Below are 13,182 nucleotides of genomic sequence, written 5' to 3' on the forward strand. Positions count from 1 at the left end.
GAAAGCAATGTTACTTGGGTCACATGTTTCTATGAGTGGTAAAAAGATGTTAGAAGGTTCTGCAGAAGAAGCACACAAATTTGGTGAGTCTACATTTATGATTTATACTGGCGCACCTCAAAATACAAGAAGAAAGAGCATAGAGGATTTAAATATCGAAAAAGGACATGAAGCCATGGATAAATATGGTTTATCTAATTTAGTCGTCCATGCTCCATATATTATAAACATCGCTAACACTACTAAACCGGAAGTCTTTCAATTAGGGGTAGATTTCCTTCAAAATGAAATTGAACGAACACAAGCTTTAGGTGCTAAAGATATTGTTCTACATCCTGGTTCACATGTTGGCGCTGGTGCTGATAAAGGTATTCAACAGATTATTAAAGGATTGAATGAAGTTTTAACTCATGATAATGATGTGCGCATCGCTCTAGAAACTATGGCTGGAAAAGGATCTGAAGTTGGACGAAGTTTTGAGGAAATCGCACAAATTATTGACGGGGTTACTCATAATGATCGACTATCAATTTGTTTTGATACATGTCACACTCATGATGCTGGATATAACATTAAAGAGGATTTCGATGGTGTATTAAATGAATTTGATAAAATTATTGGCTTAGATCGAATAAAAGTGGTTCATGTTAATGATAGTAAAAATGAGAAAGGTGCTCATAAAGATAGACACGAAAATATTGGATTCGGTCACATTGGATTTGACGCATTAAATTATGTAGTACACCATGATGTTTTCAAGGATATACCTAAAATTTTAGAAACACCCTATGTTGGTGAAGATAAAAAAAATAAGAAACCACCTTATAAATTTGAAATAGAGATGTTAAAAGCACAACAATTTGATTCAGAATTAAAATATAAAATTCTTCAGCAATAATTATTATTAATTGGAAGTGAATCAAATATTAATATTTAAGGCTATGATGTAATAAAACAATAGCTGTATAACCTTAAAAGGCGTTAAACCATAACTCTTCACAGACTTAATAATTTTCTCAGGAGTGATACAATTAATTTTACAATAATTCAGTATCGCTCCATTTTATTATCTATTAAATCAAGTCGTAAACATTACTATTTACAACTTCTAAACTTAACTGTATAGTATTAAACGAGGTGAAATAATGAATCAACCTGTTTTTGAATTAAAAAATATCGATTATCAATTTGATAATAAACAAGTTTTAGAAAATATTAATATACACATAAATAAAGGTGAATTTTTAGCAATTGTGGGTCCCAATGGAGCAGGTAAGTCTACTTTACTAAAAATCATATTAGGATTGCTTTCGTTGCAAAAGGGCGAAATATATATAGATGGTAAATCATATAAAAAGCAAAATCAATCTGCTTTAAAGATTAGTTACGTATCACAAAAAGCTACAGCTTTTAATGCTGGATTTCCAGCAAGTGTTAAAGAAGTGGTACTTAGTGGTCTTACTAAAACAAAAAAGTTATTTCAAAAGTTTAATAAAAAAGATGAAGCACTTGTCGATGACGTTTTAACTAGATTAAATATCAATCATCTTATCAACAAGAATATTGCAGAACTTTCCGGCGGACAACAACAGCGTGTATTAATTGCGAGAGCTTTAATCTCCAATCCTTCTGTCTTAGTTTTAGATGAACCTACAAATGGTATTGATGCAAAACATGTAAGTGAATTTTATGAAACGCTTGAAAGATTAAAAGATGAAGGTATAACGATTATATTAGTAACACATGACATTGGCGTTGTAGCTGATACAGCAACAAAAGTAGCATGCTTAAATAAGCATTTACATTTCCATGGATCAACCGAGGACTTCAAAAAATTAGACGAAGTTGAAATTTCTAAAATTTATGGTCACCCCATTAAATTTGTAGATCATCAACATAATAGAGAATGTTGTGAAGTTTAAAATTTAATATATTAGGAGTAACAAAATGAATGTATTAATTAAACAAGTGAGTAGTGATATCCATGATTGAAGCGTTATTAAATTTCGACTTCATGAGATATTCATTACTTAGTGGTATTTTAATTGGATTTATTGCACCTTTAATTGGTGCTTTTATAGTTGTAAGAAGATTATCTTTGATTGCAGATGCGCTTAGCCATGTTACACTAGGCGGTATCTCATTTGGCATGTTTATACTAACTTTGTCACCCGCACTAGCTATTATTAATCCGATGTGGTTTGGTATATTATATGCTATTGTAGGTGCGCTTTTAATTGAAAAGTTAAGAACATCGTATTCTAACTATCAAGAGATTGCCATACCAATTATTATGAGCACAGGGATTGCACTAAGTGCCATTTTTATTTCTCTTGCAGATGGATTTAACCAAGAAATTGTAGGTTTACTATTTGGTTCCATAAGTGCGGTCAGTCTTAGTGATTTTTTAACGGTTGTAGTTATAGCAATTGTCGTTGTTTTATTTATTACTTTATTTTATAAAGAATTATTTATACTTTCATTTGACGAAGAATATAGTAGAGTTGTAAATATTCCTAAATGGATTCAATTTTTATTTATAGTTATCGTGGCTATGGTAATTTCTGCTTCAATGAGAGTGGTTGGCATACTTTTAGTCAGTGCATTAATAACATTACCCATTGCTATAGCAATGAGAATAACTAAAGGTTTCAAACAATTAATCATTTTAAGTGTCATAATTGGCGAATTTTCAGTTATAATGGGCCTTGTTTTAGCATTTTATATGAATATTTCACCTGGTGGTGTTATTGTAGTACTATTAGTTTTATTATTAGGACTTACAATGTTATTCCAAAAATCAATTGTAAGACTTAAAAAGGGGCAATAACTTATGAATACAAATGATGCAATTAAAATTTTAAAAGATAATGGTTTGAAATATACTAAGAAACGTGAAGATATGATTAATATTTTTGTTAAAGAAGATAAATACATTAATGCAAAACATATTCAACAACAATTAGACAAAGATTATCCAGGTATCTCTTTCGATACAATTTATCGTAATTTACATTTATTTAAAGACTTAAAAATTATTGAGAGTACTGAATTAGATGGTGAAATGAAATTTAGAATTGCTTGTATGAATCATCACCATCATCACTTTATTTGTGAAAATTGTGGTGATACTAAAGTTATTGATTTTTGCCCAATTGATCAAATAAAGATGTATCTACCTAATGTAGATATTCACACCCATAAACTAGAAGTCTATGGCGTATGTGAAGAATGTCAAAAACAAAACTCAAAATAAATTTTTTTGAATTATAAATATCAATTGTTTTTTGCTAATACACTTAAATAATTTAATAATGAATTATTGTAAGACAAAATTGCAAATATATATTAGCAATCTAAACTGAGAAAGTGTTAATTGTAGTTTTCTCAGTTTTTTTGAGTCAGTCGACTGAAAATTCCATTAAAGAATTAATAGATTAACAAAATAGAAAACAAATCATATTTTAATTCAATTTAACAATCTTAAAATTAAATGTAATTAAAAAATTTTGATATACATAGGTCAAAAGTAGGAATTATTTAAAAATAACCAATTATAATTTGTAATTATGTTTAAAAGTTATCATTTTGAGTTATATTATAAAAGTAAGTTAATAATAAGCGTATTAATATTAGTTGCAAGCAAATATTTTGTTGCTTAGTTAATAACTTGTTATTATAAATGTAACGAATTTTTAGGAGGATGATTAATTATGGCTTTTGAATTACCAAATTTACCATATGCAGCAGATGCATTAGAACCACACATTGACAAACAAACTATGGAAATCCATCATGACAAACATCACAACACTTATGTTACCAAATTAAATTCTGCAGTTGAGGGAACAGATCTTGAATCTAAATCAATTGAAGAAATTGTTGCTAACTTAGATAGTGTACCTGAAGATATTCAAACAGCTGTTCGTAATAATGGTGGCGGACACTTAAATCACTCATTATTCTGGGAATTATTAACTCCTAATTCTGAAGAAAAAGGTACTGTTGTTGATAAAATCAAAGAACAATGGGGCTCTTTAGATGAATTCAAAAAAGAATTCGCTGACAAAGCAGCAGCTCGTTTCGGTTCAGGTTGGGCATGGTTAGTTGTTAACAATGGTCAATTAGAAATTGTTACTACACCTAACCAAGATAACCCATTAACTGAAGGTAAAACACCTATCTTAGGTTTAGATGTTTGGGAACACGCTTATTACCTTAAATATCAAAACAAACGTCCAGATTATATTAGTGCTTTCTGGAATGTTGTTAACTGGGAAAAAGTTGACGAATTATACAATGCAACAAAATAATTCTATATTTCCTAATTAATTTGTGGCCTCTATAAGAGGCCACTTTTTTTATTAAAATGATGGTAATATGTTTAATTTTCATATATCATTTATGAGTAAACATGTTTAATAATTGAGGTAGGTTATCTTGCTTAAAAGGTTAAAGGAAAAGTCTAATGATGAAAAAATAAAGCACACAATGAATAAACGAATAAGTTTTGTGTTTGGTGCTATTGTAGTTATATTTGGAATTATAGTTTTAAGGTTAGGATATTTACAAATTGCGCAAGGCTCCCATTATAGCCAACTAGTAAAAAACGATGAAAACATAACTGTAAATGAATCTGTTCCTAGGGGAAGAATTCTTGATAGGAATGGAAAAGTATTAGTAGATAATGCTTCTAAACTAACGATTACATACACAAGATCTAGGAAAACAAGTCAAAAAGATATGCTCGATACTGCAAAAAAATTGTCATCTCTTATTACTATGAAAACTGACAAAATTACTGAAAGAGATAAACAAGATTTTTGGATTCAAAAACATCAAGATGAAGTAGACAAATTAATGAAAAAAGAAACTTCAATGTTAAATGAAGGTAGTATTACCCAAGATCAATATGATAAACAATTATATAAAAAAGTTGGAGACAAACAAATTAATAATTTATCAAAAAAAGACTTGCAAGTTTTAGCAATTTATCGTGAAATGTCTGCTGGTTCTACCATGAACCCGCAAACAATTAAGAATGAAGATGTAAGTGAAAAAGAATATGCTGCAGTGTCACAGCAACTTGATAGTCTTCCAGGTGTAAATACAACTATGGATTGGGACCGACGCTATCCTTATGGAGATACATTAAGAAGTATATTTGGTAGTGTATCTACATCAAGTGAAGGTATTCCTAAAGAATTGACCGAACAATATTTAGCTAAAGGTTATTCTCGAAATGATAGAGTTGGTAAATCTTATTTAGAATATCAATATGAAGATATATTACGTGGTAAGAAAAAAGAAATGAAATATACTACTGATAAATCTGGAAAAGTTATAAACTCTGAAGTAATCAATCCTGGATCTAGAGGCGATGATTTACAGTTAACAATTGATATAGACTTACAGAAAAAAGTAGAATCTTTATTAGAAAGTCAAATCAAGACGTTACGCAGTCAAGGTGCTAAAGATATGGATAACGCGCTTATTGTAGTGCAAAATCCTAAAAATGGCGATATTTTAGCTATGGCAGGAAAACAAATCGATAAAAATGGTAAGCTAACAGATTATGATTTAGGAAACTTTACTGGTCAATTTGCAGTTGGTTCTTCAGTAAAAGGTGGAACCCTATTAGCTGGATATCAAAATAATGCGATTAAAGTTGGCGAGGAAATGATAGATGAGCCACTTCATTTTAAAGGTGGATTAACAAAACGCTCATACTTTAATAAAAATGATAAAGTCAGAATTAATGATAAAGAAGCATTAATGCACTCTTCAAACGTGTATATGTTTAAAACTGCTCTTAAATTAGCCGGAGATCCTTACTATAGTGGAATGGGCTTACCTACAGATATAAGTGAAGCTGGCAAGAAATTAAGAAAAGGACTTAATCAAGTCGGATTGGGAGTTAAAACAGGTATTGACTTGCCAAATGAAACAATTGGTCAAATTGAATCATTAACAAACAATTCAGGCAATTACCTTGATTTATCAATTGGTCAATATGACACATATAGTCCAATTCAATTATCACAGTACGTTTCTACAATAGCTAATGATGGTTATAGAATTCAACCGCACATTGGATTAGCAATTCATGATGCTACAAATAGTGATGACATTGGACCTGTTAAACTAAAAATCAAAGGTAATGTATTAAACAAAGTAAATAATTCTGAAGATGAAATTAATGAAGTTCAAAAAGGGTTTGAGATGGCATTCAATAAGCAAGATGGAACAGGTTATTCAAGTTTCCACAAAACTAAAGTACCATCTGCAGGAAAAACAGGTACTGCTGAAGTATTCCAAGATGGTGAATCTAGAGTTAATTCAACATATATAGGTTATGCACCTATCAAAAATCCTAAACTATCATTCTCGATTGTATATACAAATCAACCTGTCCCACCACCATGGTTAAATGGTGGAGACCTAGGAAGAGATGTAATTAATTATTACTTTGACGATAAAAAATAACTATTTTACTTTTAATGAATTGAAAGTTTTTAGAGCATCAAAAATAATACTTTTCAATTTTTAAACTAAGTGGTATGATTATAAAGTCGTATTTAGAAAAGGTAAGGAGGATTTAACATGCGCGTAAATGTAACATTAGCTTGTACAGAATGTGGAGATAGAAACTACATTTCTACTAAAAACAAAAGAACTAATCCTGAACGTGTTGAAATGAAAAAATATTGTTCACGTGATAATAAACACACTTTACACCGTGAAACTAAATAATAACTCATCTAAAGAGTTTGTTTCAAAAATAATATTATAAGACTACATTGCTAATTTGCAGTAGCCGACTTGAGCCGAAAAACGCTAAAGTTGCGTTTTTTGGCTCAAGTCATCCTTACAGGGGCAAGACTATGAATCCATAATGGATTCTGTCTAGCTCCTTTTTTATTTCATATAAATGACATCCTCTTTTAATAACGTTATAATATATATAGTGTCTAGAGAGTGGGGATGTTATGAGTAAAAAAGAGATTAGAAAAGAAATATTATCTCAAATGAAACAATTAGAAAAAGAACACAAACTTCGTGCAGACGCATGGTTGAAGAATCAATTAATCAATAATACTGAATATAAAAACGCGAAAAGAATAGGTATTGTTTTATCTATGCCTCATGAAGTAGATACTTATCCCATCATCGAAACGATGTTAACTTATGATAAGAAAGTCTTTGTTCCTAATACAAACTACAAATTAAAAGAAATGAATTTTAAACAGCTACTATCTTTAAACCAACTTGAAAAGGATGAAAAAGGCTTATTATATGTTAATGATGACACTGAAATTACTGATCAATTAGATTTAATTGTTGTTCCTGGAGTTGCTTTTAGAGATGATGGTTATCGAATAGGTTATGGTGGAGGATATTATGATCGCTTCTTAAGTGATTCAAATGCCAATACTATTAGTTTAATTTATGACCTACAATTAACACAGTTTGATATCGAATCCCATGATCAACCTGTTGAAAAATTAATAATTTTCAATACTTAAATTTTGGAGGAATTAATGGATACAGAAAAATACTTCTGGAAGTCTATCTATTATTTTATAAAATATTACAATTATCACATTGTAAATATTGATAAAAATGATACTGAAATTTGGCTTATACATAAAAAGAAAAACAAGCTAGTGATATTTAGGAAAGATATCGCTTCTAACCAAGAAATTCAGTTTGATAAAGCTAAAATGTTGGATAATTATCAACAATATGAGGATGACCTCAATTTTAAATTAAAAAGCGTTAAATATTATTATTTCACAGATCAAATATTTGATAATATCAAATCCGCTGACTCTAGTCCCATTAAAATAGAAAGCATGAGTGTTTCAAATAACAATGATTTATATAAATTGATTCATAATAATATATTAACTAAATTAATGTTTAGACAAGATAACAAACTATCAAATTACTATAAACGACGTGTATTGTCACAAAACCCAATTGATAAACATATTTTGCGTTTTACACCTATGACATATGGGTTAATCATAATTAACGTTTTGATATGGCTAATAATGATTCTTTATCTAAATCATTTTTCCGATGTTAAATTGTTAGATTTAGGTGGATTAGTACACTTTAACGTCGTTCATGGTGAATGGTATCGTCTAATAACATCCATGTTTCTACACTTTAATTTTGAGCACATTTTAATGAATATGCTATCATTATTTATTTTCGGTAAGATAGTCGAATCTATAGTCGGCCCATTAAGAATGCTAGGGATTTATGTAATTTCTGGTTTACTCGGAAATTTTATTTCACTATCATTTAATCTTCATACTGTATCTGTAGGTGCTAGCGGAGCTATTTTCGGGCTAATAGGCTCAATTTTTGCAATGATGTTTGTAAGTAAGACCTATTCTAGAAAAACAATTGGTCAAATGTTAATCGCATTATTAGTGCTAATTGCTTTATCATTATTTATGTCTAATATTAATATTATGGCTCATCTAGGAGGATTTATTGGTGGTGTTTTAATCACTTTAATTGGTTATTATTTCACACACAACCGTAATTTATTTTGGATTTTCTTAATTATATTGCTTGTTTTGTTTGTTGCATTACAGGTAAGAATTTTTACTATTAAAGAAGAAAATATTTATGATAAATTAATTGAGGATGCTATATTAGACTATAATTATAAAGAGGCAAGTTCAATTGTAAACCATACAATTGACAAAGGTTATGATGACGATCGAACGTATTATTTAAAGGGGCTTATAACAGCAGCTACAAGTTCTAGAGCAGAGGGCATGGCGGATTGGGAACGCGGTTTAAAAAACCATCCAAATTCTGGTCTTTTGAACTATGAACTTGCAATTGCTAATAGAGCACTTGATGATAATGAAAAAGCACTCAAATATGTAAAAAAAGCTTTAACTATTAATTCTGACAATAATGATTATAAAAATTTAAAAAAAGAGTTGGATCAATCAAATGAATCGAGAAATTAAAAATTTCTATGATGTATTACAGCTTTTAAAGCGTTATGGATTTATTATCTATTTTAAAAATCCAAACGATATGTATGAAATGATGCTACAAGAAATAAAATCATTATATCATTACGAACTACTATCTAAAGATGAATACCTAAAATGTATTTTACTAATTAAACAAAGAAGGAATGAGCATAAATGAAAGATATTATTTTAGCAGCAGATATTGGTGGAACAACTTGTAAACTTGGAATATTCAATGGGGAACTCGAACAACTACACAAATGGTCTATTAAAACAGATACGTCTGACCACACGGGCAAAACATTATTAAAGAATATCTATGATTCATTTAACGGAACACTTTCAACTCACCAATTAAAAATTGATGATGTCATTGGTGTTGGAATTGGTGTACCAGGGCCTGTTGATTTTGAAACTGGCATTGTTAATGGGGCAGTTAATTTGCATTGGCCAGGTAGTGTAAATGTTCGACAAATATTTAGTGAATTTATTAACTGTCCTGTTTATGTTGATAATGATGCTAATGTAGCGGCATTAGGAGAAAAACATAAAGGTGCAGGCCAAGGTGCTAACGATGTAGTTGCTATAACATTAGGTACCGGTTTAGGCGGAGGTATTATCTCTAATGGTGAACTTGTCCATGGTCATAATGGATCAGGTGCAGAAATAGGTCACATCAGAACAGATTTTGATCAACGCTTTAATTGTAATTGTGGTAAATCAGGTTGTATAGAAACTGTTGCTTCTGCTACTGGTGTCGTTAATTTGGTTAATTTTTATTATCCAAAATTAACGTTTAAATCATCAATATTACCGTTAATAAAAGACAATAAAGTTACAGCTAAAGCCGTATTTGATGCCGCTAAAGCCGGTGATCAATTCTGTATCTTTATTACTGAAAAAGTGGCAAACCACATCGCTTATTTATGTAGTATTATTAGCGCAACAAGCAACCCCAAATACATCGTTTTAGGTGGAGGTATGTCAACAGCTGGTTTGATTTTAATCGAAAATATTAAAACTGAGTACCACAACTTAACATTCACTCCCGCTCAAAAAGATACTGAAATTGTTCAAGCTCAACTAGGAAATGATGCAGGAATAACTGGTGCAGCAGGGCTAATTAAAACATATATATTAGAAAAGGGTGGTGTTAAATAATGGCTATTGTTGATGTAGTTATTATTCCAGTTGGAACTGAAGGACCAAGTGTTAGTAAATATATTGCAGAGATACAAATGAAATTAGAAAGTTTTAAACAAGAAGGAAAAATTGATTATCAATTAACCCCAATGAATACTCTAATCGAAGGGGATTTAAAAGACTTATTCGAAGTAGTACAAGCAATCCATGAATTGCCATTTAATAAAGGTATTGATAGAGTTTGTACAAACTTACGTATAGATGATAGACGCGATAAATCTCGTAAAATGAATGATAAACTAAAATCAGTTCAAAAACATATCGATAATCAAGGAGAATAATATGAAAATCTCAAGCTTAACTTTAGGATTGGTAGATACTAATGCATATTTTATTGAGAATGAAGAAAGTGTTATATTAATCGATCCTGCTAGTGAACCAGATAAGATTTTAAAAAAATTAAATCAAATTAACAAACCATTAAAAGCAATTTTATTAACACATGCGCACTTTGATCATATTGGTGCATTAGACGATGTCGTTAATAAATATGAAGTACCTTTATACATGAATAAAGAGGAGTTTAGTTTTCTAAAGGATCCTGATAAAAATGGTTCTGCTAAGTTTAAGCAATATGGTATGCCTTTAATTACTAGTAACGTCAAACCAAACCAATTAGATGAAGGTGAGTCCAATATTGAAGGATTTAAATTCAATGTACTGCATACTCCTGGTCATTCTCCTGGAAGTTTGACGTATGTATTTGATGATTTCGCAGTAGTCGGTGACACGTTATTTAACAATGGTATAGGTCGTACTGACTTATATCGCGGTGATTATGAAACACTGGTTGATTCTATTAAAGATAAATTATTTGAATTAGAAGGCGATTTACCATTATTCCCTGGCCATGGTCCATATACAACAGTCGATGACGAGCAATTAAATCCATTTTTAGATGGCCAATAAAATAAAGTAATTTCTTCACCTCTTACGTTTATATATGTAGGAGGTGTTTTTTTGAAACTATTATTCAGAGAGATAGTTAATAAAGCTATTTCAAAAAATGCGAGCGACATACATTTTATCCCTTCAGTTGATGAAGTTCATATTAAATTTAGAATTAATGATTATCTTGAACTTTATGAAATATTCAACTTAGATGTATATCAAAAATTATTAGTATTTATGAAGTTCAAATCAGGTTTGGATGTTTCATCTCAACAATCCGCTCAAAGTGGTCGTTATACTTATCAATCTAAATCTACTTTTTATTTACGGATTTCAACATTACCTTTGTCCTTAGGTGTAGAAAGTTGTGTAATTAGGATAATTCCTCAATATTTTCAAGCAAAAAAAGAATATAAAGAATTTAACGATTTTAAACACCTAGTAAATAAAAAACAGGGATTAATTCTATTAACTGGACCCACAGGATCCGGAAAAAGTACTCTGATGTATCAAATGGTTCTACATGCATATAAAGAATTAAATCTTAATGTTATCACTATCGAAAACCCAGTTGAGCAATTACTAAAAGGCATTACCCAAATATCAATAAATAAAAAGGCAGGTATAGACTACATAAGTTCATTTAAAGCTATATTAAGATGTGATCCTGATATTATTTTAATAGGTGAAATAAGAGACGCAGAAGTTGCTAAATGTGTTATTCAAGCTAGTTTGAGTGGACACCTTGTATTATCAACCATGCATTCTACTAATTGTAGAGGTGCATTACTTCGATTACTTGAGATGGGAATTTCAATTCAAGAATTAACTCAATCTATCAATATCATTTCTAATCAAAGATTAATAACGACTACTCAGAATGAGCGTCGCTTAATTTGTGAAACAATAGATAAAAAGCAGATACAATATTTCTTCGAGCATGAACAAACAATGCCACATAATTTTAATAATTTAGAACAGCAATTAAATTTATTATCTAAAGAAGGAACAATTTGTGAAGATACTGCAAGTAAATATTTTTAAATTGTCATCTAAGAATTTAACGAGTGCACAAATGATTCACTTACTTGAAACACTGTCAAACTTATTAAAAAGTGGCTTCACACTTTTAGAGAGTTTTGAGTTCATCAACCTATATTTCAAATACAGAGATAAAGAATTAAAAAATAAAATCATAGCATCTATTAAATCAGGTGAAACATGTTATGAAGTATTAAATTTGATAGGTTATCCAAATTCAATTACAACTCAAATCTATTTTTCACAAAAATATGGAAATTTAGAAGACGCTTTAGAGGAGTCCATCAAATATTTAAAGACAAATTTATCTGCAAAACAGCAAGTAATTAAAGCTGTTCAATATCCACTCTTATTATGCTGTATTTTTATGTGTATGATAGTAGTATTAAACTATACTGTCATTCCGCAATTTGAACAACTATACATTTCTTTGGATGTAAATTTATCATTTTATCAGAAATTTCTAACCTCAATGATTACTTCTTTTCCTACTTTTATTATCTTTTTCATTACTATTTTAATTTTAATTTTTGTAATTTTAACCATAGTATTATTACGAATAGAAACTTCTAAAAAAATAATTATTTTATCATCAATACCTTTGTTTAATAGCTATTATAAAATTTTTAAAACTTATCAAATATCTAATGATTTAAGTCTATTTTATAAAAATGGCGTAAGTTTACAGGACATTGTTACAACATATATTAAACAAAATGATAATGAATATTTAAGGTTTCTAGGGGAGTTTTTAATGGATAAAACTAATAGTGGTGAAACTTTAGCAAATAGTTTAGCTATGATGCCGTGTTTTCAAAAAGACTTAATTAAATTTATAAAGCAGGGAGAAAAAAGTGCTAAATTAGATATAGAACTTAAAATTTACTCAAGTATTTTAATTAATAGATTTAAAGAAAAATCACTTCTTCATACAAAAATCATTCAACCAATTATTTTTCTGTTTCTAGGCTTGTTCATTGTTAGTTTGTATTTAGTAATTATGTTACCAATGTTTCAGTTAATGCAAAATATTAAATGA

The 13,182-nt window shown here is 29.5% G+C and carries 14 protein-coding genes and 1 pseudogene; all 15 read left to right on the forward strand.

Annotated features, from left to right (window positions below; translation table 11 throughout):
* Positions 1 to 7 precede the first annotated feature (7 nt).
* Positions 8 to 898, forward strand: coding sequence for a deoxyribonuclease IV (locus HMPREF2715_RS05635; RefSeq protein ID WP_070581598.1), 891 nt, complete (start codon positions 8 to 10; stop codon positions 896 to 898).
* Positions 899 to 1,145: 247 nt separating this feature from the next.
* Positions 1,146 to 1,922 carry a metal ABC transporter ATP-binding protein gene (locus tag HMPREF2715_RS05640; RefSeq protein WP_070839602.1) on the forward strand — a complete coding sequence of 259 codons (777 nt, stop codon included), beginning with the start codon at positions 1,146 to 1,148 and terminating at the stop codon, positions 1,920 to 1,922.
* A 62-nt stretch (positions 1,923 to 1,984) separates the two neighbouring features.
* A pseudogene (locus HMPREF2715_RS05645) lies at positions 1,985 to 2,847 on the forward strand (metal ABC transporter permease).
* Entirely contained in the window at positions 2,834 to 3,256 is a 423-nt protein-coding gene (locus HMPREF2715_RS05650; RefSeq protein ID WP_070839605.1) for a Fur family transcriptional regulator, read from the forward strand. The pseudogene HMPREF2715_RS05645 and the gene HMPREF2715_RS05650 overlap by 14 nt, the downstream one beginning before the upstream one ends.
* A 457-nt stretch (positions 3,257 to 3,713) precedes the next feature.
* Positions 3,714 to 4,313 carry a superoxide dismutase gene (locus HMPREF2715_RS05655; protein WP_037558187.1) on the forward strand — a complete coding sequence of 200 codons (600 nt, stop codon included), beginning with the start codon at positions 3,714 to 3,716 and terminating at the stop codon, positions 4,311 to 4,313.
* A gap of 127 nt (positions 4,314 to 4,440) precedes the next feature.
* A complete protein-coding gene (locus HMPREF2715_RS05660) occupies positions 4,441 to 6,486 on the forward strand; it encodes a peptidoglycan D,D-transpeptidase FtsI family protein (RefSeq protein ID WP_070839608.1) in 2,046 nt (681 codons plus the stop codon).
* Positions 6,487 to 6,603: 117 nt separating this feature from the next.
* Positions 6,604 to 6,753, forward strand: coding sequence for a 50S ribosomal protein L33 (gene rpmG, locus HMPREF2715_RS05665; protein WP_011275661.1), 150 nt, complete (start codon positions 6,604 to 6,606; stop codon positions 6,751 to 6,753).
* 236 nt (positions 6,754 to 6,989) lie between these two features.
* A complete protein-coding gene (locus HMPREF2715_RS05670) occupies positions 6,990 to 7,526 on the forward strand; it encodes a 5-formyltetrahydrofolate cyclo-ligase (protein WP_070581602.1) in 537 nt (178 codons plus the stop codon).
* Between the two features lie 15 nt (positions 7,527 to 7,541).
* Entirely contained in the window at positions 7,542 to 8,999 is a 1,458-nt protein-coding gene (locus HMPREF2715_RS05675) for a rhomboid family protein (protein ID WP_070839611.1), read from the forward strand.
* A complete protein-coding gene (locus tag HMPREF2715_RS05680) occupies positions 8,983 to 9,186 on the forward strand; it encodes a YqgQ family protein (protein WP_070581604.1) in 204 nt (67 codons plus the stop codon). The genes HMPREF2715_RS05675 and HMPREF2715_RS05680 overlap by 17 nt, the downstream gene beginning before the upstream one ends.
* The gene (locus HMPREF2715_RS05685; RefSeq protein WP_070581605.1) at positions 9,183 to 10,169 is read left to right on the forward strand and encodes an ROK family glucokinase; all 987 of its coding nucleotides are present in this window, start codon (positions 9,183 to 9,185) and stop codon (positions 10,167 to 10,169) included. Before HMPREF2715_RS05680 ends, HMPREF2715_RS05685 begins: the two co-directional genes overlap by 4 nt.
* Positions 10,169 to 10,492, forward strand: a complete 324-nt coding sequence (locus HMPREF2715_RS05690; RefSeq protein ID WP_011275666.1) for an MTH1187 family thiamine-binding protein — start codon at positions 10,169 to 10,171, stop codon at positions 10,490 to 10,492. The genes HMPREF2715_RS05685 and HMPREF2715_RS05690 overlap by 1 nt, the downstream gene beginning before the upstream one ends.
* Position 10,493: 1 nt before the next feature.
* The gene (locus tag HMPREF2715_RS05695) at positions 10,494 to 11,120 is read left to right on the forward strand and encodes an MBL fold metallo-hydrolase (protein ID WP_070839613.1); all 627 of its coding nucleotides are present in this window, start codon (positions 10,494 to 10,496) and stop codon (positions 11,118 to 11,120) included.
* A gap of 51 nt (positions 11,121 to 11,171) precedes the next feature.
* Entirely contained in the window at positions 11,172 to 12,146 is a 975-nt protein-coding gene (gene comGA / locus HMPREF2715_RS05700; RefSeq protein ID WP_070581607.1) for a competence type IV pilus ATPase ComGA, read from the forward strand.
* Complete coding sequence (gene comGB / locus HMPREF2715_RS05705) at positions 12,118 to 13,182, forward strand: competence type IV pilus assembly protein ComGB (protein WP_070581608.1); 1,065 nt, start codon at positions 12,118 to 12,120, stop codon at positions 13,180 to 13,182. The genes comGA and comGB overlap by 29 nt, the downstream gene beginning before the upstream one ends.

The sequence above is a fragment of the Staphylococcus sp. HMSC062A01 genome (assembly GCF_001836805.1).
Taxonomy (GTDB): Bacteria; Bacillota; Bacilli; order Staphylococcales; family Staphylococcaceae; genus Staphylococcus; species Staphylococcus haemolyticus.